Origin of the sequence: Streptomyces sp. NPDC088194, assembly GCF_040702025.1 — a bacterium.
GTDB lineage: Bacteria > Actinomycetota > Actinomycetes > Streptomycetales > Streptomycetaceae > Actinacidiphila.
Genome location: NZ_JBFBIV010000024.1, coordinates 80,571 through 105,522 on the forward strand (window position 1 = coordinate 80,571; position 24,952 = coordinate 105,522).

The window sequence follows — 24,952 nt, forward strand, 5'->3', positions numbered from 1 at the left end:
CCCCGTCTCCCAGGGGCGCGGCTTCAGCGCCTCGGGCCTCAGCGCCTCGGGCCCCGGGCCTCGCCGCCCGCAGGCTCCGCCCCAGGCCCTACGGTTCCTCCGCCACCAGGATCAGCTCGCGCAGCAGCGCGCCCAGCCGCTCCCGCTTCGTGGCCGAGATCCCGTCGAAGAGCTCGGCCGTGGCCTTCGCGTGCGCCTGCACGCCCCGCTCGGCCAGTTCCCTGCCCTCGTCGGTGAGAGCGACCAGCAGGGAGCGGCGATCGTTCGGGGCGAGCCGGCGGGTGATCAGTCCGCGGTCCTCAAGGCGCCCGAGCCGCTTGGTGAGACCGGGGCCGGAGATGAGCAGCCAGTGGCTCAGCTCGGTCGGCGTCGTCTCCCCGGCGGGTCCGCTGCGCAGCAAGGTGGCCAGCACGTCGAACTCGCCGCGGTCCATGCCGAGCGGAGCCAGGCACGCGGTGGCGAGGTCCTCCAGGACGCGCGCCATCCGCGTGATGCGTTTGGAGACGGCCATCTGCTCCAACGGGAGGTCATGGGTCCGCCATGACCACTGCCCCAGCATCCTGTCGATGGAGTCCTGTCGGTCCATGAGGCAATCGTACCCGACCGCAAAGCCGGGGAATAATTTTCCAGCTAATACATATCCAGCTAAGCAAACTGCTAGGGTCGTGCCTATGACTAGCCAGGACTTGAGCCGGCCTGTGCCCCGCACCCGCGAGGCGACGTCGGAGCCCGTCGGCCGCAGCAGCCTCGCGGTTGCCTTCATCACGCTTCTCGTCATCGGCACCGACCTGTTCGTGGTCTCGCCCCTGCTGCCGGACATCGCGCACCAGTACCACGTCTCCGCGTCCGTGGCCGGGGTCACCGTCACCACGTTCTCGCTCGCGTACATGATCGGCGCTCCGATCATCGGCACCCTCGCCGACCGGGTCGGCCGCCGGACCGTCCTCATCGGCGGCCTGACCGTCTTCGGCCTCGCCAACGCCCTGACCGGCCTGTCGCCGTGGTTCGGCATGCTGCTGGCCGCCCGGGTGCTCGCGGGTCTGTCGGCCGCCGCCGTCACGCCCTCCGTGCAGACCCTGGTCGGCCTGGCCGCTCCGCCCGAACGCCGCGCCGGCTGGCTGGCCGTCGCCGCGTCGGGCTTCCTCATCTCGCTCGCCACCGGCGCCCCCACCGGCACCGCCGTCGCCTCGCTGCTGAGCTGGCGGGAGACCTTCTTCGGGATCGGCGGGGTGACCCTCGTCCTCGTGGTGGTCAACCTGTTCTCCTGGCGCAGCGTGGCGCCGGGCGGCGCTCCGGGCGCCGGCCGCGCCCCCGCGGCCGGCCCGCGCAGCAGCGCCGTCACCAAGGCCCGGGCGGTCTCCGTCACCGGGCTGTGGGCCTTCGCCGTCTACAGCCTCTACACCTACGTCGGCACCGCGCTGACCGACAACGCCCACCTGTCGACCGGCATGGTCGCCGTCGCGCTGGTCATCTACGGAGTCGGCGCCGTCGCGGGGAGCCTGAGCGGAGGCCGGCTCGCCGACCGCTACGGTGCGACGCGGGTCGTCACCGGCAGCCTGGTGGGCCTGTCGGTGCTCGAAGTGCTCCTGGTCCTGGCCTTCCACGCCCCGACCGCGGTACTGCTCCTGGTCCTGGGCCTGTTCGCGCTCAGTGCCTTCCCCTGCCTGCCCGCCTTCCAGTCCCAACTGATGCACACCTTCGGGAGCGAGATCGGCTCGGTCATGGCGTGGAACAGCAGCTTCATGTACCTGGGCACCTCGCTCGGGTCCGCGGCGGGCGGCGTGCTGCTCTCCTCGGCCGGATTCTCCTGGATCGCCCCCGTGGCCGCCGCCGTGGGCCTGTTCGGCGCACTCGTCCACGCACGGTGGGCCCTGCCCGTCGCCCGGCCGGCCTGAATCGGCCCGCCCCGTCGAGACCGCAGGAGGCAATGACCCATGACGCCCCATCCGTTCACGGAGTCGACCGAGGTGGTTCTGGAGGTGAACGGGACGACGCACCGGCTCTCGGTGCCCGCCCGGATGACCCTGCTGGACGCTCTGCGCGACCTCCTCGGGCTCACCGGCACCAAGAAGGGCTGCGACCGCGGCGAGTGCGGTGCCTGCACCGTGCACGTCGAGGGGCAGCGGATCAACTCCTGCCTCGCCCTGGCGGCACAGCACGACGGACGGTCCGTCACCACCGTCGAGGGGCTGGGCGGCCGGACCGGCGAGCACCCCGTGCAGCAGGAGTTCGTCGCACACGACGCCCTGCAGTGCGGCTTCTGCACGCCCGGCCAGATCATGTCGGCCACGGCCTGCATCCGCGAGGGCCACGCCGATTCGCCGGAGGAGATCCGGGAGTGGATGAGCGGCAACATCTGCCGCTGCGCCGCCTACCCGCAGATCGTGTCCGCGGTGGCGGCCGCACGGGCCCGGACGGAGCGCGCCGGTGCCTGAACCCGGATACCTGCGGGTGGCGGACACCGCCGCCGCGCTTGCCGCACTGACGCGATACGGCCCCTCCGCCCGGCTCCTCGCCGGAGGTACCGACCTGGTCAACCTGATCAAGGAGGGGATCGAGCGGCCGGACGTCCTGGTCGACATCGGCCGGCTGCCGCTGGACACCGTCCGGGCGGACGGGGACGGCCTGTGGATCGGCGCTCTCACCACGATGAGCGCCGCGGCCGGACACCCGGCGCTGCGCTCCGGATATCCCGCCGTCGCCGAGGCGCTGGAACTGTCCGCCTCCCCGCAGATCCGCAACGCGGCGACGATCGGCGGCAACCTGCTCCAGCGCACCCGCTGCCCGTACTTCCGGGCGGAGACGAAGCTGCCGTGCAACAAGCGACAGCCGGGTTCGGGCTGCGCGGCGAGCGCCGGCCACGACCGGACCCTGGCGGTGATCGGTGGGAGCGACGCCTGCCGGGCCTGCCACCCCTCCGACCTCGCCGTGGCGCTGGTTGCCCTGGACGCGGAGCTCACCACCGAATCCCCGCGGGGCGGCCGCACCCTGCCGCTGGCGCGGCTCTACCTCCTGCCGGGCGACGCCCCGGAACGGGAGACCGTACTGGAACCCGACGAGATCATCGTCGCCGTCAGGGTGCCGTCCTCCCCCGCCGCCGCGCGCTCCGGCTACCTCAAGGTGCGGGAGCGCGCCTCGTACGAGTTCGCCCTCGTCTCGGCGGCCGTCGCCGTGGAGACGGACGGGGCGCTGATCCGCGACGTCCGGATAGCCCTCGGCGGAGTCGCCCCCCGGCCCTGGCGGCTGTACGAGGTCGAACGACGCCTGGTGGGAAGGGAGTTGACCGAGCCGGTGGTGCGGGAAGCGCTGGCGTCGGCGCTGGACGAGGCCCGCCCGCTGAAGAGCAACGGTTTCAAGATCGAGCTGGCCCGGCGCTCGACCCGCCGGGCACTGCTGGAACTCCGGGACAGAGGGGTGGTCCGCACGTGAGCACCGAAGTCACCCGCACGGACGCCTTGGCGAAGGTCACCGGTCAGGCGAAGTTCGCGGCCGACCAGGCGGTCGAGCCGCTGCGGCACGCGTTCCTCGTCACCGCCACCGTGCCGAGCGGCCGGATCTCCTCGCTCGCGACGGAGGCGGCGGAGCGCTCACCGGGTGTGGTGGCCGTGCTCACGCACCTCAACGCGCCCCGGTTGTCGCCGCCCCAGGGGCTGTACATGCACCGGCTGCTCCCGTTGCAGGACGACGAGGTGCACTACGAGGGCCAGCCGGTGGCCGTGGTGGTCGCCGAGCGTCCCGAGCAGGCGAAGGCGGCAGCGGAGGAGCTGCGCGTCGGCTACCTTCGCGAGTCCGTCCCGACGGTGCTGGACGACGCTCTCGGCGAGGCATGGCGGCCCACTCCCATCCCGCGCTGGGGCCCCGCGGACACCGCCGTGGGGGATGTCGCCGCGGGCCTGGAAGCCGCCGACGTCGTCCTCGAACGCCACTACCGGACGGCCAACCGGCACCACAACGCGCTGGAGCCGGCCGCCACGACCGCCCACTGGGACGAGAAGGCCGGGCTCACCCTGTACGACGCAACGCAGGGCGTCGCCAACGTCCGCACCGTCGTGGCCAGTGCCCTCGGCCTGGCACCGGAACTGGTCCGCGTGCTCTCCCCCTGGACCGGCGGCGGCTTCGGCAGCAAGGGCCACGTCTGGCCGCACCAGATCATCGCCGCCATGGCCGCCCGGGCAGTGGGCGGAGGGGTCCGGCTGGTGCTGACCCGTGCGCAGAGTTTCACCTCACACGGCTACCAGCCCGCCACCCGCCAGACCGTCACCTTGGGGGCCACCACGGACGGACGGCTGCTGGCGATCCGCCACGCCTCGGTCAACCAGACCGCGCGCTACGCCGAGTACCCCGAACTGGCCGCCACCGGCACCCGGACCGCGTACGCCTGTCCGGCGATCGAGACCACCCACCGGGTGGCACCGGTCGCCACCATCGTGCCGACCCCGATGCGAGCCCCGCACGAGGGCCCGGGCATGTTCGCCCTGGAGACCGCCATGGACGAACTCGCGGACGAACTCGACCTGGACCCGGTCGAGTTACGGCTGAGGAACTACGCGGAGACCGACCCGACCAGCGGCCGGCCGTTCAGCTCCAAGGAGCTGCGCGCCTGCTATCTGACCGGGGCCCGGGTCTTCGGCTGGAAGGACCGTCCGCCGCGCCCGCGCGCCCGGCGGGAGGGCCACGAGTACATCGGCTGGGGCATGGCCACCGCCCTGATGAACCAGTACGCCTTCCCCGCCTCGGCCCGGGTGGGTGTGGACCGCTCCGGGGCCGTACGGGTGGAGACGGGCAGCCAGGAGATAGGGACGGGCACGTACACCGTGCTCGGCCAGATCGCCGCGGAGACCCTCGGCTGCTCCCCGGACCAGGTCACCGTGATCCTGGGTGACAGCCGCCTGCCGGCCTCGGGGATGTCCGCCGGGTCCTCCACCACGCTCAGCGTGGGATCGGCGGTGCGTGCCGCGGCGGCCGACCTCCTGGAGCGGTTGGCCGCGATCGGCGGCGACCCGGGCGACCGCTCCGGACCGCCGTCCGGCGGGTCGCCCGAGGCCCGCTGGCGGCGGATGACCCGCGGCCTGGCGGGAAGCGGTACGAAGTGGCTGTGGGGCAGGGGCGAGTGGGCTCCGGAGGACAACGGCTCGTCCCCGCACACGTTCGGCGCGGTCTTCGCCGAGGTGGCGGTCGACGCCGAACTGGGGCTGACCCGAGTGCGCCGCGTGGCCGGCGCGTACAGCGCGGGCCGGATCATCAATCCGCTGACCGCCCGCAGCCAGATCATCGGCGGGATCGTGTGGGGCATCGGCCAGGCGCTGCTGGAGCAGTCGCACACGGATGCCGGACTCGGCCGGTTCGTCTCCAAGAACCTGGCCGGCTACCTCGTGCCGGTCCAGGCCGACGTTCCTGACGTGGAGGTGGAGTTCATCGAGGAGTACGACGCCTTGAGCGGCACGATCGGGGCGCGGGGCGTCGGTGAACTCGGGGCGGTCGGCGTGTCGGCGGCGATCGCCAACGCCGTCCACCACGCGACCGGCATCCGGGTCCGGCGACTGCCGATCGCCCCCGAAGCCCTCCTGGTTCCGGACGCGTGATCGTGACGGCCTTACCGGTGCCCTTGCGGAACCGCCACCGCGTCCGGCACCCGCGGGGCAGGCAGCGTCCGGCGCTCGGACCTGGCCAGGTGGCCGCGGTGCTCCGCCCCGCGGTGGGCGGTCGGGGGTTCCGGCTTCTCCAGGGCCGAGAACGCGAAGGCCGCCGACACCAGTGCCAGGTGCCGGTGCCAGCCGCCGAACGACCGTCCGCCGAAATCGTGGACGCCGAAGTCGCTGACGAGTCGTTCGACGTCCTGGCCGTGCCGACGCAGCACGGGCAGGGCCAGACCGAGGATGCGCAGGTCCCACGGGTCGATGTTCGTCACCCAGTGGCGCGCCGGGTCGTCGCGCTGGATCGGTTGCTGGGTCACGACCCTGATCGCCGAGTGCGCGGTGCCGCGATCGGCGAGCTGGACGACCGAACTGGTCACCCTCCCCGGAGTGGTGGCGATCTGGCCTTCCTCCGGAAGCGCCGACGCGTCGACGCAGACCAGGAACTCGATGTCCCGCTTGGCCAGTTCCCGGATCAGACACTCGGCCCGCGGCCACCCGGTGCAGTCCGCGACCACCGGGCGCCGGGGCGGACCGCCTCTGCGGATCGCCGCGTCCAGCAGATCGACGCCCGCCTCCCAGCCGTGCTCCAGGCGGTACTCCTCCGGCACCCCGGCGCCTTTGCGCAGCTCGCGGTCGACCATCCAGCGCCCGCGCAGCAGTATCCGCCAGTCGACGGGGACGCTGGAGCGCTGCGAGGAGAGGAAGAGCGCGACCCCCATCTGACCGTTGATCGTCCGGCCGGACCGCCGGACGAACCAGCGGCCGGCGCCCACCGACGCGTCACCGCGCTTCCGGATGAACACGCTGTCCAGCACCCACAGTTCCGGCGGCAGCCTGCTGGAGACCACCGGGGTACAGCGCCGCGCGACCGACTCCCACGACCAGGTGCTCTGGTTGATGAACTGCCGGAGCGACTGCACGTCGGAGAGCGAGGAGTGCGGACCCGCGATGTTGCGGATCGTCTTCTTGCCGGAAGCGGAAAGGATGCCTCGAAGATAGACATTCGCCCAACGCCGCTGATCGGCTCTCGCCAGGTCCGGGAAGATCTCTCTGGAGAAGGCCGAAAGCCTCTCTCCGTTCAGGAACACCGCGGATTCCGACCCACCCGAATTCAGGCTCATTTATCGCGATCCTCTCGGCGCTCCAGGCACCCGCGCGGATACGGGCGCTCTTGTGGGAACCTCAGCTGCTCCGAAATGTTCCGACCGTCGCGGCATGAGCCGTCCGGAACGACGGATTCCGCAAATCCCACCGCCGCCGAATCAGCGCGAACCCCCGCCACGCCCAAGCGCTTCAACCGACCCACGCAGGGGTTGAGCTGGGCAGAAGAGCCTCGCCAGGAGTACGAGCCTCCATCGCCTCTCCCCCTGACTGCACTCGTGAACCAAGCGTCACCCACTTGGCAGGGCCATATCAATAGGACTTTGGTCCTATGACATCCATGGCAGATGCCTTTTCGGCCAGAACCGGCCGGCGAGAAGCCGACAAGGCCCAGCCGAGGGAGAAGAACATCGTTGACGCACGCCTGTTCGTGCTGAAAAATGTCATCCGCTCATCGCTCCACCTGTAGATGGAATCTTTATCGATGCGCACAGCGAGGGACATGAAAATATGACTCGACAGGCCACCGACGATTCAACATCTCATGCCGGCGACCCGGCGCGGAGCGCGGCCGAGGAGGAGCTCTCCCCCCGGCAGACGGAGGTGCTGCGCCTCGTCGGCGGAGGGCTGAGCAATCGGCACATCTCCAGAGAACTGAACATCTCGGAGAAAACCGTCAAGAACCATCTCACCGCGATATTCCTCAAGACAGGACTGGGCGACCGCACCCAGGCCGCCATCTACGCCCTCCGCTCCATCCCCGCCGACGAGGAGATCGGGCGCGGAGCCAAGCGGGGCAACGGCTCCTCCACCGCGGCCGCCGGCCCCTGCCTGACTCCCCGGCAGACGGAGGTGCTGCACCTCGTCGGCGGAGGAATGAGCAATCGGCACATCTCCAGAGAACTGAACATCTCGGAGAAAACCGTCAAGAACCATCTCACCGCGATATTCCTCAAGACGGGGCTGGGCGACCGCACCCAGGCCGCCATCTACGCCCTCCGCTCCATGCCCCGGCGTCGACCGACGGCGCCCGGGCGCGCCGGCCAGGACGAGTTGGTCCCGCTCTGAGCGCCACCGGTCCGATCCGCACGGCGGTCCGACCCGCACAGCGGTCCGACCCGCACCCCGAACCGGCCCGCACCGACACGAAAAGGAGGGTGAGCGGCCGTGCGCGACATCGCGGAGGAACTCGCCACGTGGTACGCGAGCGGACAGGCGTTCGCGGTCGCGAGTGTGGTCGGCGTCAGCGGCAGCGCCCCGCGCGAACCGGGCGCGGCGCTGGCGGTGAACGCCGAAGGCGACGTGGTCGGCAGCGTCTCCGGCGGATGCGTGGAAGGCGCCGTGTACGAGTCGTGCCGCGAGGCGATCGCCTCGAACCGCCCCGCGCTGGAACGCTACGGCTACAGCGATGAGGACGCCTTCGCCGTGGGCCTGAGCTGCGGCGGCACCATCGAGGTCTTCGTCCAGCCGGTGCTGCCGGACCCGGTCACGCCGGACATCCGAAACCGAGCCGCCTGCGGCCACGGTGCGGACGGCCGCCATCTCCCGCAGGCCCGGCCCCCCGTCGCGAGTGGCCTCGCCGCGGCCCTGACCGCCATCATCGGCGGCGTACCGGTGGCGGTGGCCCGGGTCATCCGGGCACCTGACGGGCTGTCGGATCTCCTGGGCAGAACGGTCGTCGTCGGCGCCGGACCGGACAGCGGTGTCTCCGACGCGCTGGGCGCCGCCGTCGCCGCGCAGGCCCGGGCGATGCTCGACGCCGGACGCACCGGCCGCCTGGTGAGGGCACCCGACGGGCTCCCCTGCGAGCCCCATGACGAGGCGAGCGGCATCACGTTCTTCGTGGAGTCCTACGCGCCCGCGCCACGCATGCTCGTCTTCGGGGCCATCGACTTCGCCGCCGCGGTGGCCGGGATCGGGGCGTTTCTCGGCTTTCACGTCACGGTTTGCGACGCGCGTCCGACCTTCGTCACCGCCCGGCGCTTTCCGGCGGCCGATCAGGTGGTGGCCGACTGGCCGCACCGCTACCTCGACGCGGAGTACGCCGCCGGGCGCCTGGACAGCCGCACCGTCGTCTGCGTCCTGACGCACGACACGAGGTTCGACGTCCCGCTGCTGACCAGGGCGCTGCGCCTTCCACTGGGCTACGTCGGCGCGATCGGCTCCCGCCGTACGCACCGCCACCGCCTCGACCGGTTGCGGGAAGCGGGCCTCGGCGACACCGAACTCGCCCACCTGCGCTCGCCGATCGGCCTCGACCTGGGCGCGCGCACTCCGGAGGAGACCGCCGTCGCCGTCGCCGCCGAGATCGTCGCCCACCGCCGCGGCGGCGGGTGCCTTCCGTTGAGCGCCACCGACACCCCGATCCACCACGAGCCGTCGCGGCACACGATCCCCACGCCCGAACGGGCAGCGCGACAGACCTCCAGCGCATTCGCGTGGTAATAGCCGGACAATACCGACCCGTCCGCTCGCGGCCATTTGCGTCGATTCAGCACGATGACATAGCGGTGACGCCGGCGCGGGCGAAGTCGCCGACCCCGGCCGCCGACTCCGCGGCCGCGAATCAAGCCGCCGGAATACGGAAGGAAAAATTCCGAATGCAATTGCATCCACGCACGGATGATCATTGGTCGATTGCACAGAAAGAAACCCATGATATTGCAAAAACCGCAGTTCAGCGCACCAGGTGTCGTTTGACCGAGCATCGCTCTCCAAAACGGCGAACCGCGGCAGCCTTGACAACACGGTGGTCAAGCAACAGGCTATAGAAGGCATAGCCAGCATTCGACCGGTCAAATCGCTGCGCAGATTTTCGCCACTCAACAAGACGGAAATCTGCCGCCAGGACGAAAGGTTGAGATCATGGTAGCTCCTGTTGCTGAGGGAACTCAGACAACTTCCGCAGGAATCGTCTTCGATGCGCTCATCGGGCGCCTCAGCTACGACGAGGAATTCGCAAACGCGCTCACCGCGAACCCTGGCGACATGCTCGACCTCGCCGGCCTGCACCTCGACAAGTCGAGCGTCGAACTGTTCATCAAGAGCGACCCGCAGCGCTTCGACCTCATCTGCGACCGACTCGCGGAACTGGTTCACCCCGACGTGATCGTCGCGGTGTCGGCGCCTACCTGCGACTGAGCGACTAGGGCGCCCGGCCGAATTTCTTTTGGCCGGGCGCTTTCGGCCGCTTGGCCCTTCCTTGACCAGGTGTCCGATCTGCCCGCTGCTCCAGTGACTGCTTTGAGGAGGACGTCATCGTGGCGCGCATTGCTCTAGTAAACCTTGCCAGTATGCCGATGCCCGGGAACGAGCCCATCTTCCCTATCGGCGCGCGCTGCCTGCAGTCCGCGCTCGAACTGGCCGGACACGAAACCCTCCTGGTGGACTTCGTCGAGACACCGCGGGCCTTCGACGATCTGTCCTGGGCCTCGCAGCACTGGGACGTCATCGGCTTCTCGATCCGGAACATCGACCCCATCGACCTGGCCCGCGAAGGCTTCGTCCGCTACTACCAGCAGTTCATCCAGCGGGTCCGCGAGGCGGTGGGCTCGGCGGCGCCGGTCATGGTCGCGGGCGGGCCCGGCTACAGCCTGTTCGGCAGCGCCCTGCTCAAAAGGCTCGGGCTGGATGTCGGCGTGGTGGGCCCGGGCGAGACGGCCATGCTGGACATCGCCACCGATCCGGAGAAGTACCGGGGCTCAGGACGCAACCTCACCGGCGGACGTTACGAAGGCTTCCTGACCGACCGCCTCGATCATCCGGCCGCCCTCCTCCAGGCCTACGCCGGCTCCTCCACCGCCATGATCGGGATCGAGACGAAACGCAAGACCTGCTACCAGGAATGCGTGTACTGCCCGTACGCCCACATCAGCGGTGACAATCTCGGCGACCTCAAGCCCATCTCCCTGATCGAGCACGAGATCCGCGGGATATACGAGGCGGGCGTGCGCCGGATCTTCTTCACCGACGCCATATTCAACAGCGAGATCCGATTCGCCAAGCAAGTGGTCGCCCTGCTCGCCGACCTCAAACTGCCCGGCCTCACCTGGACCGGATACTTCGCACCGCGGCCGTTCGACGACGAATTCGCCGAGCTGGTCGCCGCCAGCAACGTCGAATCGGTCCTGATCTCCCCGGACAGCCTGGACGTCGCCATGATGGGGCGACTGGGCAAGCGTTTCGACACCCGGCACGTCACCCGGTTCATCGAGCGCTGCCGCGCACACGACCTCAAGACCCGCGTCAATCTGGTCTTCGGCGGTCCCGGCGAGACCGAGGAAACGGTCCGCGCATCGGCCGAATACGTGAACGCGCACCTGCGCACCGGGGAGCCGGTGCTGAACATCGGTTTCCGGGTCCTTCCGGCCACCGCTCTGGCCCGCCAGGTCGGAATTCCGGACGACGACCTCGTCGAACCGACTTTCTACCCGCTGGACCCCGACCTGTTCGGCTGGGTGATCAAGTACTTCGACGGCCAGTTCCTTCCCAACGAACGGCTGTTGCACATCATGGTCGGCAACATCGCCAGCAAGAAGATGACCAAGGTTCCCTATCCCGAGGAATCGGCCGAAATCGCGCCGACCGGATTCCCCTATCTGGCACTGACCCGGAGGCCCGCGGATGCTTGATACCGCGTCCGGGTCCGCGCTTCCACGGTCGCCGGAGGATGTGCAGGTCCTCGGCCCCGCCGACCTGCGGGACGTTGCCGACCTGGTGGCCGGGCACCGATTCACCGACGCGATCCTCCACGCGGAACTGTCCGACCACGACCGCTACCGGTGGATGGGACGACGCCGGCCCGACGGCAGCCTTGCCGCGGTGCATCGTTCACTGCGCTGGGGCGACTACCTGTTCCTCAAGGGCGTCTTCGTCCATCCCGAGGCCCGCGGCGGCGACCACGCCCTGCGTCTTGCGTTCGCGCTGCGCCGCCTGGCACAACAAGCAGGACTGCGCGGGATCGCCGCCTGGGTCTCCGAAGGCAGCCCGGCCCAACTCGTGCTTGCCGAGCGCTTGCGACTGCGGCGGGCCGGCGACCCGCTCCACCTGTTCGCGCTGCCCTTCGCGGCCCTGCCGGAAGGCGAAATGACCGGGGACAGCCCGCCGTCACGCTCCTTTGCGCTCGGGCGGATCGAGGACCTGCTTTCCCCCGACCGCGTCAAAGGGCCGGGGGAGGCTCTGGTGCCGGATCTGCTGCCCGTCCCGCCCTTGGCCGGCGGCCCCCCGATCGCCGGCCGGCGGGCGGTTCTCGACCGGGACCGCCTGCTCCTCGGTGCGCTTCCCTGCGCGGCGGTGAGTGACGTCGCGGCTCTCCTGGCGGAACTCGCGCCGTTCGCCGCCGTATGGGAAATGCCGGAGATCGAGATTCCGGTGCCGCTTTCGGCCATCACCCTCATGTTGTGGCTGGGCGGTCGCAAAGGCCGGCGGGTGAGCGGTCGGCCGGTCCACGTCGGCCGATACGAATTCTGACCTCAGAAGGGACAAGCGATGGGAACACAGGCTCCCGAAGCCGCTCAGCGAGGCGCCCAGGACGGATCGAAAGCGGTCGCCGAACTCCTTGACGACTACCCCGCCGTACGCGACGGCCAGTGGCTGTATCTCGTCATACCGAGGTCCATGCACGCCATCCGTGTCCCGGCCGACCAGGAGGCGGCCGCGCCATGGCGTCAGGTCCTGGCCGACTACCCCTCCCTGCGGGACTCCCGGCTCTACAGGCGTCAACCCGACCCCTGGGGCGTCACCCTGGTGGTCGGCCACCGGTGCAACCTCAGCTGCGTGTACTGCTTCAGCGAAGTGGGCCACAGCACCGCGAGTCTGGAAGCGGACCGCATGCTGGCCATCGTCGACCACACCCTGGAGCGTCGACCCGGTCCGCAGAACAAGCTGTTCGGGGTCAACTTCTTCGGTGGGGAACCCACCCTGGCCATCAGCGACATCGAGAAGGTGGTCGAGCACACCGAACGGGCGTGCGCGGCCAAGAACGTCACTCCCTACTTCACGATGGTCACCAACGGCACCGCGCCCCTCCCGGTGCTCCAGTACCTGGTGGACCACCGTTTCACGCTGACCGTGTCGATGGACGCGGCGCCGGAACGCCAGGGCGAGCAGCGGATCTACGGCAAGCGCCACAACGTCGGCCAGACCATGGACACCATCAGGTTCCTCGCGGAGGCCGGTGTCCCCTACCGCGTGCGGTCCACGGTCACCGGCGAGACCGTGCACCACATGGGAGAGACGGTAGGGTTCTTCGCCGACCTCGGCGCCAACTTCGTCCACTTCGAGCCGGTCGGACCGGTCGGGACCACGACGCCGGGACGGCTGTCCCGCTACTCCGAACCCTCGGCCGAGGACTACGCGGAGAACCTGCTGCGCGCCATGGACGTCGCTCGGGGCATCGACGCCAGCGTCTTCAGTTACGCCTTCCAGCACCTGCTGTCCAGCCCGCCCCGCTCCTACTGCGGACCGATGAGCAGCGGGGACTCCTACCACGTGCTCAACGCCACCGGCGAGCTGATCATGTGCCCCGAGATGCAGGACCCCGCCCGCAACAAGCAGTACGGCCACAACGTCGGGCAGGCCACCGACCGCAACGTGGTTTTCGTGGACCTGCTGCGCAAGGACCAGATCGGGCAGGCGGCGCTGCCGTCCCAGCATCAGTCCTGCCAGACCTGCTACGCGCGCGACATCTGCGACAGCGGGTGCCCGTCACGCAACATCCAGGCCACCGGCAGCCTCACCAAGCTGGACCGGTACTCCTGCGCCGTCGCCAAGCGGGTGTGCGCGGACGTCCTGCGCCGCCTGGCGGTCGAGACCTTCCGTTCCGTGGAGCCGAGCGCGGAGCCGCTGGTGAAACCCATCGCGCTGCCCCGGGAGCTCTGCTCCGTGCCGCTGGTGGGCAGCGCGATCGGCATCCTGCAACGGGCCAGGGTCGTGTTCGCCCTGACCGGAGAGCGCCTCGACCCGGCCGTCGACACCGAGATCGCCCGGCTCACCCGGCTCGGAGCCACCCTGTGAGTTCCATGCGGTCATGGCCGAACCCCCTGGTGCCGGTGGGGGATCGGCCGCCGCCCATGGAGGAGGGCGTGCGCCTGGGCGCCGCCAACCTCCGCAGGGCACTTCGCCGGTTGGGCACGGACCGGGCGCCGGTGCCCGGCACCTCGACGGTCGAGCTCCGCCTCGGTGCGCGGACCACCACCATGGTGGTGCACGTGCCCGAGTCGGCGGGCCCTCGCCCGCCGGCCCTGATCGTGCTGCACGGCGCCGCGAACACCGGGGCCAGGATGCTGCCGTCCTTCGTCGGCATCAGCGAACGGCTGGGCATGGTGCTGCTCTGCCCGGACGCGCAACTGCTCGACGACGTCGTGGGGAAGCTGGACGTGAGCGGCGTCTTCGCCAAGCACTTCCGCCATCCGCGGTGGAGCGGCCGCGACGACGACTTCCCGGTGGCGGCCCTGCGTTGGGCTCTGGAGCACCTCGACGCGGACCCGGACCGTATCGTGCTGGCCGGCGTGTCCATGGGCGGACTGGCGTGCTGGAACCTCGCCATGCGGGGGTGGCCGCGGTTGGCGGCGGCGGTGCCGATCAACGGCGCCCTGTCGATGTGGGAAGCGTTCGGCAGCGACCGGCGCACCCGCTTCCTGCTGGACAACGTGCTGCCGCTACCGCTGTTCGTCATCCACGGCGCCCAGGACAAGCGCATCCCGCCGCAGTTCGACCGGACCTCCGTGACGCAACTGCGCGAGGCCGGCCACCAGGCGCTGACCTACGTCGAGGTACCGGACGGCGACCATCCGCTCGGTTCGCTGCACTTCGAGGACGACGGCGAGCTGGTCGCGAGCCTGTCGGCCTGGTTGAGGGACCGCCGACGGGAACCGGATGTGGCACGCGTGCGCCACCGCGCCCTCGACGACCGGCACGGCAGGGCCCACTGGGTCGCCCTGTCGGGTGTCGACCCGGCGGGCGCCGAGGTGACCGCGGAGCGCACCGACGACGACGCGTACGACCTGCGGGCCGAAGGCGCGGAGCAGGTCCGGCTCTACCTGACGAGTGATCGGCTCGACGCCGGGCAGCAGGTCCGCGTCGTGGTCAACGGCGAAACCTCGACCGTCCGCTTCCGTCCCAGTGTCGACACGGTGTTCCGTACCCACCGCCGGCACTGGGACCCCGCACTGACCGCGGAGGCGGTCGTGACCCTGGACGTGCCCGGTTCGCCGCCGCGTCCCCGTGACGATCCGGAGGAAGAAAGCCCCAGCGATGCTGACACGATCTGAAGTCCGACACGCGCTCCGGTCCGTCGGCGCGGACCAGGAGGCACTGTTCGCCGAGGCGAGCCGGCTGAGGGACGAGAACTTCGACCGGGCGGTGCTCCTTCGCGGGGTCATCGAGATCACCAACGTGTGCCGGGTGAACTGCGACTACTGCCCGATGCGGCGGGACAACCTCGGTCACCTGGACCGCTTCGTCATGAGCCCGCAGCAGATCCTGGAGCGCGCGGAGCACATCCGCGGCGCGGGTATCGACATCGTCCTGCTGCAGGGCGGCGAGACGCCGAGTCTCTTCCCCACCCTGCGCGAGGTCATACCGGCCCTGCGGCGCATGTGGGACGGCCAGGTGGAGATCCTGCTCAACCTCGGCAACTTCTCGCGCCGACAGTACGAGGAACTAAGGGAGTTGGGCGCCAACAGCTATATCATCAAGCACGAGACCAGTGATCCCGTGCTCTTCGAGCAGATGCGCCACGAGAAGCTGGACGCACGGCTGGAACGGATAAGGACCCTGCTGGACCTGGGATTCAAGGTGGGCACCGGACTCATCTCCAGCCTCCCCGGGCAGAGTCTGGAAAGCGTGATCGACGACATCGAACTCGTCGGCGAGTTGGGTGTGCAGATGTGCAGCGTGAGCCCGTTCGTCCCGGCTCCGGACACCCCGCTGATGCTCTCTCCCGCCGGCGACCTCCAGCTCGCGCTCAACGTCATCGCGACCCTGCGGGTCTGCTATCCGGGCCTTCTCATACCGTCGGTCAGCGCCCTGGAGAAGACCAGTTCGGGCGGGCAGTCCCTCGGTCTGGCCGCCGGAGCGAACGTGATGACCAGCAATTTCACCGGCGACGCCAACGCGGAGCGGTACCTGATCTACGGAAAGGAACGGTTCGTGGTCGGTCTGGATCACGTGCGGGCCGTGATCGACAGCATGGGGCTGGCCGTCCGAGGGTCGGCCTTCCTGCCCGAGGGGGCGGAGTGACGCCTGGGAAAGAACGGCGGCCGCCCCTCGAACGGCGGCTGATCCTGTCCTTCGGAATCCTGTCGCTGGGCACCGGCATGTCCACCTCGGTGTTGGCCGTCTACCTGGTGCGGCAACTCCACGCGAGCGCGGGCGCCTTCGGTGTGACGATGAGCCTGGCGGCCTTGTGCGGCATGGTGTCCGGCCCGCTGGCCGGCCGGCTCGCGGACAACGGCAGCGCCCGACGCACGTATGCCGGGCTGGTCTGCACGATGGCCGTCGCCACCGGGCTGCTCGCGGTCGTGAACGCCTGGACGGCGTTCGTGCTGATCTGCCTGCTCTTCATCTGCGGTCGGGGCAGCGGCGCCGTCATGGGCGCGCTCGTCCGGCGTGAGGTACCCGCCGACCGTCGGGTGCGCTACCGGGCCATGGTGAAGACCGTGAGCAACGCGGCCATGCTCATCGGTCTGAGCCTGGGAGGCGTCGTCCTGTCGCTCGACTCGCGCCCGCTGTTCCGGACCGCCTTCGTTGTCGAGGCCCTGACCCTGTGTACCGCGGGCTTCCTCGTCGCCACCGCACCCCGCGGAACACCGCAGCCCCGGCCCGCCGACGCACCGAGCGGCCAGAACGCCGGTGCGGGCGCGGCACCCGAACCGGGCAGGCCGGGACGCCGCATGGTCTACCGGGACGGCCGCTTCCTCGGTCTGGCGGGGCTCAACGCGTTCCTGCAGCTCTACTCGTCGGTGTTCTCCGTCGCCCTCCCCCTGTGGATCTCGGCCCAGGCGTCGTCACTGCTGTGGCTGGTCTCGGTCGTCTCCGCCCTCAACATCGGCGTCGTGCTGCTGCTACAGGTTCCGGTCTCCAAGAACCTGAGCGGCGCGGTCGCCGCGGTGCGGGCCGGGCGGCGCGGCGGCATCCTGCTGGGCGCGGGCCTCGCGATGTTCGCGGCCGCCGGTACCGTGCACGGCACCGGGCCCAAGGTGGCGGCGATCATCCTGCTGGGTCTGCTGGTGGCCGGCGGCGAAGTGCTGTACTCCGCCGCGTCCTGGGAACTCGTCTACACGCTCGCGCCCGCCGAGTCCGTGGGGGAATACCAGGGCGTCTACAACATGGGCCTGGACGTCAGCATGCTGGTCGCGCCCGCACTGTTCGGCTGGCTGGCCGCCGACCGGCACACCGCCGCATGGCTGGTGATGGCGGGACTCTTCGTCGCCTGCGCGCTGGCCCTGGGCCCGATCGCGGGCCGGGGCCCCCAGCCGGACCCCAGTGACGCGGAGCCGGACCGCGATGTGGCGGAGGCCGTCCGATGACCGCCCCCGGCGCACCGGCGACGCGGCGCGAACTGGCCGAGCTCGTCACGGAGGCGGGCGGCCGTCTCGACGACACCGGGATGGCGGAACTGCGGCCGCTGGTCGACGACTACGTCCAGCGGCTGGACTCCGCGGGTGCCGGTGAACGCGCGGTGATCGCGGTGACGCAGCAGCGGGCGGAGGACTTCTTCGCGGTCGTTCTCGCGGCCTGGCAGACGGACTCCGTACCGCTGCTGTGCGAGAGCCTGACGGACGCGCCGCTCGGTCCGCTCGGCGCGGAGCTGTCGCCGTCGGCGCGCGTGTGCCGGCCGGCGGGCTCCGACATCGCGGCGGAAGGGGATTCGACCGCCGTACTCCACATGACATCGGGTTCGACCGGCCCGCCCAGGATCGCCAGGCGCAGTTGCGGCAGCGTGCTCAACGAGGCCGCCGGGTACCGCACACGGCTCCCGCTCGGCCTGGACGACACCGTGTACGTGCCGACACCGCTGACGCACTCCTACGGCTGGGGGATCGCGTTCGCCGCGCTCATGGCCGGCTCCCGGCTCGACGCGCGCCGCCTCGTGCACGCCCGACGGGCCGCCGCCCGAGCCGGAGCCGCGAGCGTCGTGGCGCTCACCGCCCCGACGGCCGACCTGCTCGCCGCCACGCCGGCGACCGCGTCCGCGGGGCCGCGGATCGCGATGGTCGGCGCCAGCCGCGTCAGCAGCGACCTGGACGAGCGGTTCGCCGCGAGGTTCGGCATCCGGCTCACCCGGAACTACGGGTGTTCGGAGACCGGCCCGACCTTCATCGGCTCGGCCGGACTGCCGGAAGGGGCCATCGGCACCCCCATGCCGGGGGTCACGGTGCTGGCACCGGACCCGGGAGCCGAAGGCGAGCTGCGCCTGCTGCTGGACGCGCCGGTCGAGGGCTTCCTGGGCGCGGCCGATCCGCCCCGGACGCGATGGGACACCGGCGATCTGGTGCGGCGGGGACGGGACGGCGTGGTGACGTTCGTGTCCCGGCTGCACCCCTCGGCCCGGCTCAACGACCGGACCGTGGACCTCGACGGACTGTGCCGCGCGATACGTCACGTACCCGGTGTCGTCGAGGTGGTTCCCGTCGTCCTGGTCCGCTCCGCCGGGGAGACCGAGGACCTGTACGCCGTCGTGCAGGGCGAGGGCGTCGACCGGGCCCAGGTGGAGCGGAGCCGTTCGACCTTCCCGGCCGGCACGGGCTCCGTCCGGCTGGTCCACTGCGACGAGTTGCCCGTGACGGCCGGCGGAAAGGTCGACCGGGCCCACGTCATCAAGCTCATCGACGCGCAATGGCCGGGACGATGAGCGGGCCCCCGCCGGACCGGGACCGGGCCCGGGAGACCACGCAGGCGATGGCCCGGATCGTCGCGGCCAGGCTCGAACGCAGTGGGGTCCGCGGAATCCCGGCCGACGCTCTGTCGGATGACCCGCGGCTCAGCCGGCTCGACTTCGCGGCGCTGGGACTCAACTCGGTCGACTGGATGGGCCTGGCGACCGAGGTGGAGGACGCGTTCGGGATCGAGCTCCCGGACGAGGTGCTGCTGGACCCGGAGCACCGCTCGGTCGCCGGATGGAGCGAGCACGTGCACCACCTGATCCGGCCGCGGACGGCCACCGCGGCTGAACCGGAGCGCGGCATCGACGACGATGCGCGCGGGAAGAAGGGCGATCCATGCGAATGACAGAGCGCGGCGAGCGCTACGTGGTGTACGACGACTTCCTCCCCCCGGAGGTCTTCGACCAGGCGGTGGAGCTGATGGAGCGCTCGGCGCTGGGCGAGACCGGAAGCGTGATCTCCGCCGAACTCGACGGCCCGGCGCACCGGACCCGGGGCATGCACTTCCCCGCGTCCATCGGCGAGACCGGGAGCAGTGGCCGGCCCGCGGTGTTCACCCGCGTCACCCAGGCCGTGCGCACCGAGACCGGGCTGTTCGGCGCGGCCGGTACCGACTGGGACCGGCTCACCTTCACGTTCTGGCAGTACCCCGCCAACAGCCGGCTGGGCTGGCACAACGACGCCGGGCGCGGCCGTCGCGGGGAGTACATCGTCTATCTGCACCGCGAGTGGGACATCTCGTGGGGTGGTGAGTTGATGCTGATCGACCAAGAACCGCGCACCCTTCTCCCCGCGGCCGGCAGCGGGCCGGACCCGGAGGAGACCGCCGCGAGCGGCTCCGCGGGCCTGGTGAACAAGATCCTGCGCACGTGCGAGCGGAGCCCGGTCGCCGTACTGCCGCGGCCCAACCGCCTGGTCATGGTGATGTCGGACACCCTGCACACGATCCGGAGGGTGGACCACACCGCGGGCGAGAACCGGCGCTGCTCGCTGACCGGCTTCGCCTACCTCAACAGGAAGTTCCAGCCGGATTCCGAGCGCAACCGGGATCTGGCCAGGAACTCCATCCTGAACAGCACGACCCCCTGAGGCGAGGGCGCAGGCCGGACGTCCGCAGGGTGTACCCGCATCCGTCACCACTCTCCCTCTTCTCTCTCCGGAGGAATGCCCGTGAACGCATCACAGCCCGCCGTCACCGACAGGCGGCGGTTGCATGTCGTGTCCCAGGAGCTGGCGCCGCGCAGCCTGGAGTCGGACGGCGCCGGACGGCGCTACGCGACCTTCGAGGTCCGGCCGCTGTCCCCGCTCATCGGCGCGGAGATCCACGGGGTCGACCTCGCCCGGCCGGTGGACGCCGACACGCTGACCGAACTGAGGGGGGCGTTCCTCGACTGGAAGGTCCTCTTCTTCCGCGACCAGACGCTCACCGGCCGTCAGCAGGCCGCGTTCGCCCGGAACTGGGGGGAACTCCAGGCGGCCCACCCCCAGCGCAGGGCCGAAATCGACGAAGTGGCGCGGCTGGAGCACGACCGGGACAACCCCGGGAGTGAGAACGTCTGGCACAGCGACGCGTCGTTCTACGAGGCACCGCCGCTCGGCGCCGTCCTGCGCGCCGTCGACCTGCCGCCGCTCGGCGGTGACACCTTGTGGGCCGACACGGCCGCCGCCTACGACGGGCTCCCGCAAGACGTCAAGGAGCGCCTTGAGGGGCTCCGGGCGGTCCACGAGCTTCCCGCGGCGAGCGGCAGCATCGCCGTCCTGCTCAGGAGCATCAACGCGCGGAGCGGCCGGCCTCCGGTCGAGCATCCCGTGGTGCGCACGCATCCGGAGACAGGTCGCAAGTCCCTCTACGTGAATGCCGCGTTCACCTCCCACCTCGTCGGTCTCCCCGACGACGAGAGCGAAGAACTTCTCGGCTTCCTGCTCCATCAGCTGTCCTACCCGGAGTACCAGGTGCGCTTCCGCTGGGAGGCAGGGTCCGTGGCCTTCTGGGACAACCGGACCACCGTTCACTACGGGGTCAACGACTACTTCCCGCAGCACCGTCTGATGGAGCGCGTCGTCATCGCCGGCGACCGTCCGGAGTGACCCGGAGATCGAGGAGGGGTCGAGGAGGGTCGAGGAGGGGTCGAGGAGGCGTTCACCGTCCTGTGACGAGGCCGATGTCGTAGGCGAGGATCACGGCCCGTACGAGCGACCACCGGCCGCGCCCACCCACCTGTTCCGGCTGCCGGTGATCCGCCGCGCGACGCCCGGGACCGTCGCGACGGGTCGCGCGCGTATCCGCGCCCGGTCGCCTTCTCGTCACCCGCAGATCGCCTGCCGCTCACCCTGGCTCGGCAAAGTTGGCTGTACAACTTGACCGACCCGACCCACCGAGGGGAACAGCATGGCGGCGCAACCAGCGGTCGTACCTGCCACTCGTCACCTGTCCGCACGGATCAGGGCCCTGCCGGCGGCCTGGCTGCGGGACAACTGCCCGTGCCCCGAGTGCCGCGATCCGCGCACCGGCCAGAAGCTCTTCCAGATCACCGATCTGCCGCGGGGACTCGCCGTCGAGGAGGTGGTGGAGCCGGGCCCCGACTCGCCCTGCGTAGAGGTCGGATGGGCACCGGACGGCCACCGGTCCCGCTTCACCGTCGGCTGGCTGGACGCCCACCGCCCCGCGGACTCCCCCCTGACCGGGGACCGGCGCACCGAGACGGGGAAGGAGCTGTGGAGCGCGGCAGATCTGGCGGGGCGCCTGCCGGAGGCGGCCTGGGACGACTACCTCGCCGACCCGGCCCGGCGCGCCCGCGTGCTCGAAGCGTTGCAGCGGCTGGGCTTCGCCCTGCTGCGCGGGGTGCCGGTGCGGGAGGGCCAGGTGCTGGCGGTCGCCGAGACCTTCGGCCACGTCCGGCAGACCAACTACGGCCGGCTCTTCGACGTCAGGGTCGAGCCGGACCCCAACAACCTCGCCTTCACCTCGGCGCGGATCGCCCCGCACACGGACAACCCCTACCGCGACCCGGTCCCCACCGTGCAGTTGCTGCACTGCCTGGAGAACTCCGCGTCCGGCGGCGACTCCGGGCTCGTCGACGGCTTCCACGCGGCGGCGCTGCTGCGGGCGGAGGACCCCGAGGCGTTCGCGGTGCTGACCGGTACGCCCGTCCCGTTCGTCTTCCGCGACGACCGCACCGAACTGCGCGCGGACCGCCCGCTGATCGAGGTGGACGCGCGCGGACGGATTCGCGAAGTCCGTTTCAACAACCGGTCGTTCGGCACGGTACGGCTCCCCGCGGCGGAGCTGGACGCGTTCTACGCCGCCTACCGCGCCTTCGGCGAACTCCTGCTCCGGCCCGGCCTGCAACTGGACTTCCGGCTGGCCCCGGGCGACTGCCTGGTCTTCGACAACACCCGCCTGCTGCACGCCCGTACCGCGTTCGCGCAGGACGGCTCCCGGCACCTGCAAGGCGCGTACGCCGACCTGGACGGGCCGGCGAGCTGCCTCGCCGTACTGCGCCGGGCGGATTCGCCCGCCTTGCTGGCCGCGCTCTTCGACGGGGCCGGGGCGGCGGAATACCTGGGCGAGGAGGTCACCATGGCCGCGCACATGCTCCAGGCGGGCGCGCTGGCCGAAGCCGCGGGCGCCCCGCCGCACCTGGTGGCGGCGGCCCTGCTGCACGACGTCGGCCACTTCGGCGAGCACGCGACGGGCGCCGAAGCGGGAGCGGACGCCGACGCCGACGCCGACGTCACGGAGTACGGCGACACCCGGCACAGCCACACCGGCGCCGACTTCCTCGCCCGCTGGTTCGGCCCCGAGGTCACCGAACCGGTACGGCTGCACGTCGCCGCGAAGCGGTACCTGTGCACGGTGGAGCCGGGCTACCGGGAGGGCCTGTCCGCCGCCTCCGAGCACACCCTGCGGCTCCAGGGCGGCCCCATGACCGACGCGCAGGCCGCCGCCTTCGCCCGCCGTCCGTACGCGGCCGACGCGGTGGCCGTACGCCGCTGGGACGAGCAGGCCAAGGAACCAGGCGCCGCCACACCGGAGTTCGGCCACTTCCTGCCGCTGCTCACCTCGCTGCTGCACGGGTAGCGCCCTGGCCACGGGGGGCGCCGCGCCGGGGTCGGGGCGTACGGCCCGGCGGGGTCAGGGCGTACGGCGGTGGCGACGGCCGAGCGCCGACGCGGCTATCGAGTTGTGCACCGTGAACGCGACGGTCCCGGGGAGGTAGCGGTCCTCCGACCACTCGACGGGCGCCCCGACCGGGTCGGTGGAGCGGCGGCGCTCGCGCAGCAGCGCCTGCCCCTCGCCGCATTCCAGCAGCCGGGCGTCGTCGGTGTCGGCGAGCACGAGGTCGATGGTGTGGTCGGCGTCGGCGAACACCACCCCCTGCTCCTGGAGCGGTTCGGTGTGCGAGACGGCGTCGGCGGGGATGCGGGCCACCAACTCCCCCACCCACACCGGGTAGACGCTGCGTTCGACCATCACCGGGCGGCCGGACAGCGTCCGCACCCGCAGCACGACGACGACCTCCGCGCCCGGTTCCAGGCGCAGTTGCTCCCTCTCCCGCGCGTCGGCGGCCCGCCGCTCGATCCGCTCCACCCGCCCGCCGGGCTCCTCGCCCACCGAGCGCGCCCAGCTGGTGAAGCTGACCAGCTCCGCGAAGCTCTGCACGCGCGTCGTGGCGAGCACCACCCGCCGGGTGCCGCGGCGGGAGGTGACCAGGCCGTCGGCGCGCAGCGACCCGAGGGCCTGCCGGATGGTGCCGCGGGAGACGCCGTACCGCTCCGCCAGCGCGCTCTCGGGGGGGAGCTTGCCGCCCGATCCGTACTCGCCGGCGGCGATCGCCTCGCGGAGGTCGGCCGCGACCTTGCGATAGAGCGTGCCCTTCGCCGGCACCGCGCTGTCACCTTGCAACGTCGCTCCTCGTCACCGCGCCACGGTCGAGCCCTTCCGCTCCGCTGGACCCTATCTGCTCTCCGTCACCAGGCGTCCCCCGCGACGGACCGCCGGCGCCGGACGGACGCCGACATTTCGCCACCGTCTCCCGGCCGTCGCCGTGCCGTTCACCCGCCGGACACGGGCGTCGGGCGTACTGGCGAAAGTTGTACAGCCAACCTCGGCGTTCGTTCCGTCGGCGGTCATCCGACCCGCCCTCCGCGCGCCGCTCCCCAGGAGGAATCCCGTGACAGTCCCTCGTGTCCGCGTTGCCGCCATGGCCGCCGGGCTCACCGCCGCGGCGCTCGCCCTGACCGGGTGCGGCTCCGCCTCAGGCACCGCGGCCTCCGCGGGCGGCAGCGGCAAGAGCGCGGCGACCGCCGCGTCCGCGGCGGACTTCGGCGGCATGCCCGCCCTGGTCGCCGCCGCCAAGAAGGAGGGAACGCTCAACGCCATCGCGCTTCCCCCGGACTGGGCCAACTACGGCGCCGTCATCAGCGCCTTCGAGAAGAAGTACGGGATCAAGGTCTCCGACGAGAACCCGGACGGCGCCAGCCAGGACGAGATCACCGCGATCACCTCGCGCAAGGGCCAGGGCCGCGCCCCCGACGTGGTCGACCTGGGCAACTCCTTCGCGCTGAAGGCCGCCTCGCAGGGCATCCTCGCGCCGTACAAGGTCGCCTCGTGGGACGACATCCCCGCCGCCCAGAAGGACTCGGGCGGCCTGCGCTACGACGACTACGGCGGCTACGTGTCCATCGGGTGCGACGCCAAGGCGGTCAAGGAGTGCCCGACCACCTTCGCCGACCTGCTCAAGCCGCAGTACAAGGGCAAGGTCGCGATGAACGGCGACCCCACCAAGTCGGGTTCGGCGTTCGGCGGCGTCTACGCGGCCGCGCTGGCCAACGGCGGCTCGCTGGACGACATCCAGCCCGGCCTGGACTTCTTCCACAAGCTGAAGGCGAACGGCAACTTCAACCCGGTGGAGTCCACGCCGGCGACGGTCGAGAAGGGCGAGACGCCGATCAGCATCGACTGGGACTACCTCAACGCCGGCTACGCCAAGGAGTTCGCGGGCAAGGGCCTGGACTGGCGGGTGGCCGTGCCGGCCGACGGCCAGTACGCCCAGTTCTACAGCCAGGCGATCAACAAGTACGCCCCGCATCCGGCCGCCGCCCGGCTGTGGGAGGAGTTCCTCTACAGCAGCGAGGGCCAGAACCTGTGGCTGCGGGGCTACTCCCGCCCGGCGGAGCTGCCGGCCATGACGCAGAAGGGCACCGTGGACAAGGCCGCCGCCGCGAAGCTCCCGGCGGTCTCCGGCAGCCCGCGGTTCCCGACCACGGCCCAGGTCGACGCGGCGCAGAAGACCGTGCTCGCCGGCTGGGCCAAGGCCGTGAGCTGAC

General features: G+C 71.0%; 23 protein-coding genes. 20 read left to right on the top strand and 3 right to left on the bottom strand.

Annotated features, from left to right (window positions below):
* Window positions 1–88: 88 nt before the first annotated feature.
* A complete protein-coding gene (locus tag AB0399_RS15860) occupies window positions 89–586 on the bottom strand; it encodes a MarR family transcriptional regulator (RefSeq protein ID WP_329364589.1) in 498 nt (165 codons plus the stop codon).
* 85 nt (window positions 587–671) lie between these two features.
* On the opposite strand from AB0399_RS15860, the gene AB0399_RS15865 reads away from it, so the two are divergent.
* From AB0399_RS15865 to AB0399_RS15880, 4 genes are read left to right on the top strand one after another with little or no spacing between them, the layout of a single operon-like run.
* Window positions 672–1,895 (top strand): MFS transporter, encoded by a 1,224-nt coding sequence (locus tag AB0399_RS15865; protein WP_329364591.1) that lies wholly within the window; start codon window positions 672–674, stop codon window positions 1,893–1,895.
* A gap of 39 nt (window positions 1,896–1,934) precedes the next feature.
* Complete coding sequence (locus tag AB0399_RS15870) at window positions 1,935–2,435, top strand: (2Fe-2S)-binding protein (protein WP_366411675.1); 501 nt, start codon at window positions 1,935–1,937, stop codon at window positions 2,433–2,435.
* Window positions 2,428–3,429 carry a xanthine dehydrogenase family protein subunit M gene (locus AB0399_RS15875; RefSeq protein ID WP_366411676.1) on the top strand — a complete coding sequence of 334 codons (1,002 nt, stop codon included), beginning with the start codon at window positions 2,428–2,430 and terminating at the stop codon, window positions 3,427–3,429. The genes AB0399_RS15870 and AB0399_RS15875 overlap by 8 nt, the downstream gene beginning before the upstream one ends.
* On the top strand, window positions 3,426–5,582 hold the full coding sequence (locus AB0399_RS15880; protein ID WP_366411677.1) for a xanthine dehydrogenase family protein molybdopterin-binding subunit: 2,157 nt from the start codon (window positions 3,426–3,428) through the stop codon (window positions 5,580–5,582). Before AB0399_RS15875 ends, AB0399_RS15880 begins: the two co-directional genes overlap by 4 nt.
* 11 nt (window positions 5,583–5,593) lie before the next feature.
* Here the strand turns inward: AB0399_RS15880 and AB0399_RS15885 are convergent, their stop codons facing one another.
* Window positions 5,594–6,757: a transposase gene (locus AB0399_RS15885; protein WP_366411678.1), complete on the bottom strand. Its 1,164-nt coding sequence runs from the start codon at window positions 6,755–6,757 to the stop codon at window positions 5,594–5,596.
* 311 nt (window positions 6,758–7,068) lie between these two features.
* Here AB0399_RS15885 and AB0399_RS15890 point away from each other — a divergent pair, with 311 nt between their 5' ends.
* The 15 genes from AB0399_RS15890 to AB0399_RS15960 all read left to right on the top strand — a co-directional run bounded on the left by AB0399_RS15890 (window position 7,069) and on the right by AB0399_RS15960 (window position 22,703).
* Window positions 7,069–7,206, top strand: a complete 138-nt coding sequence (locus AB0399_RS15890) for a hypothetical protein (protein ID WP_366411679.1) — start codon at window positions 7,069–7,071, stop codon at window positions 7,204–7,206.
* 41 nt (window positions 7,207–7,247) lie between these two features.
* Window positions 7,248–7,805, top strand: coding sequence for a response regulator transcription factor (locus AB0399_RS15895; RefSeq protein WP_366411680.1), 558 nt, complete (start codon window positions 7,248–7,250; stop codon window positions 7,803–7,805).
* Between the two features lie 99 nt (window positions 7,806–7,904).
* Window positions 7,905–9,182, top strand: coding sequence for an XdhC/CoxI family protein (locus tag AB0399_RS15900; protein ID WP_366411681.1), 1,278 nt, complete (start codon window positions 7,905–7,907; stop codon window positions 9,180–9,182).
* A 420-nt stretch (window positions 9,183–9,602) separates the two neighbouring features.
* Window positions 9,603–9,878: a hypothetical protein gene (locus tag AB0399_RS15905; RefSeq protein ID WP_328469445.1), complete on the top strand. Its 276-nt coding sequence runs from the start codon at window positions 9,603–9,605 to the stop codon at window positions 9,876–9,878.
* 119 nt (window positions 9,879–9,997) lie between these two features.
* A complete protein-coding gene (locus AB0399_RS15910) occupies window positions 9,998–11,368 on the top strand; it encodes a radical SAM protein (protein WP_366411682.1) in 1,371 nt (456 codons plus the stop codon).
* Window positions 11,361–12,206: a hypothetical protein gene (locus AB0399_RS15915; protein ID WP_366411683.1), complete on the top strand. Its 846-nt coding sequence runs from the start codon at window positions 11,361–11,363 to the stop codon at window positions 12,204–12,206. Before AB0399_RS15910 ends, AB0399_RS15915 begins: the two co-directional genes overlap by 8 nt.
* A gap of 18 nt (window positions 12,207–12,224) precedes the next feature.
* A complete protein-coding gene (locus AB0399_RS15920; RefSeq protein ID WP_366411684.1) occupies window positions 12,225–13,751 on the top strand; it encodes a radical SAM protein in 1,527 nt (508 codons plus the stop codon).
* 68 nt (window positions 13,752–13,819) lie between these two features.
* Window positions 13,820–15,007 carry a CocE/NonD family hydrolase gene (locus AB0399_RS15925; protein ID WP_366411685.1) on the top strand — a complete coding sequence of 396 codons (1,188 nt, stop codon included), beginning with the start codon at window positions 13,820–13,822 and terminating at the stop codon, window positions 15,005–15,007.
* Window positions 14,991–15,977 carry a radical SAM protein gene (locus AB0399_RS15930; RefSeq protein WP_329364612.1) on the top strand — a complete coding sequence of 329 codons (987 nt, stop codon included), beginning with the start codon at window positions 14,991–14,993 and terminating at the stop codon, window positions 15,975–15,977. Before AB0399_RS15925 ends, AB0399_RS15930 begins: the two co-directional genes overlap by 17 nt.
* Window positions 15,974–17,266: an MFS transporter gene (locus AB0399_RS15935; RefSeq protein ID WP_366411686.1), complete on the top strand. Its 1,293-nt coding sequence runs from the start codon at window positions 15,974–15,976 to the stop codon at window positions 17,264–17,266. The genes AB0399_RS15930 and AB0399_RS15935 overlap by 4 nt, the downstream gene beginning before the upstream one ends.
* Window positions 17,263–18,591, top strand: coding sequence for an AMP-binding protein (locus AB0399_RS15940; protein ID WP_366411687.1), 1,329 nt, complete (start codon window positions 17,263–17,265; stop codon window positions 18,589–18,591). The genes AB0399_RS15935 and AB0399_RS15940 overlap by 4 nt, the downstream gene beginning before the upstream one ends.
* Window positions 18,588–18,968 (top strand): acyl carrier protein, encoded by a 381-nt coding sequence (locus AB0399_RS15945; protein WP_329364619.1) that lies wholly within the window; start codon window positions 18,588–18,590, stop codon window positions 18,966–18,968. Before AB0399_RS15940 ends, AB0399_RS15945 begins: the two co-directional genes overlap by 4 nt.
* The gene (locus tag AB0399_RS15950; RefSeq protein ID WP_366411688.1) at window positions 18,959–19,711 is read left to right on the top strand and encodes a 2OG-Fe(II) oxygenase; all 753 of its coding nucleotides are present in this window, start codon (window positions 18,959–18,961) and stop codon (window positions 19,709–19,711) included. The genes AB0399_RS15945 and AB0399_RS15950 overlap by 10 nt, the downstream gene beginning before the upstream one ends.
* Before the next feature lie 81 nt (window positions 19,712–19,792).
* A complete protein-coding gene (locus AB0399_RS15955; RefSeq protein ID WP_366411689.1) occupies window positions 19,793–20,710 on the top strand; it encodes a TauD/TfdA family dioxygenase in 918 nt (305 codons plus the stop codon).
* 301 nt (window positions 20,711–21,011) lie between these two features.
* Window positions 21,012–22,703, top strand: coding sequence for a TauD/TfdA family dioxygenase (locus AB0399_RS15960; protein WP_366411690.1), 1,692 nt, complete (start codon window positions 21,012–21,014; stop codon window positions 22,701–22,703).
* A 54-nt stretch (window positions 22,704–22,757) separates the two neighbouring features.
* Here AB0399_RS15960 and AB0399_RS15965 read toward each other — a convergent pair whose 3' ends face one another.
* Window positions 22,758–23,528 carry a GntR family transcriptional regulator gene (locus AB0399_RS15965; RefSeq protein WP_366411691.1) on the bottom strand — a complete coding sequence of 257 codons (771 nt, stop codon included), beginning with the start codon at window positions 23,526–23,528 and terminating at the stop codon, window positions 22,758–22,760.
* A gap of 298 nt (window positions 23,529–23,826) precedes the next feature.
* Here AB0399_RS15965 and AB0399_RS15970 point away from each other — a divergent pair, with 298 nt between their 5' ends.
* A complete protein-coding gene (locus AB0399_RS15970) occupies window positions 23,827–24,951 on the top strand; it encodes an extracellular solute-binding protein (RefSeq protein WP_366411697.1) in 1,125 nt (374 codons plus the stop codon).
* Window position 24,952: the final 1 nt, after the last annotated feature.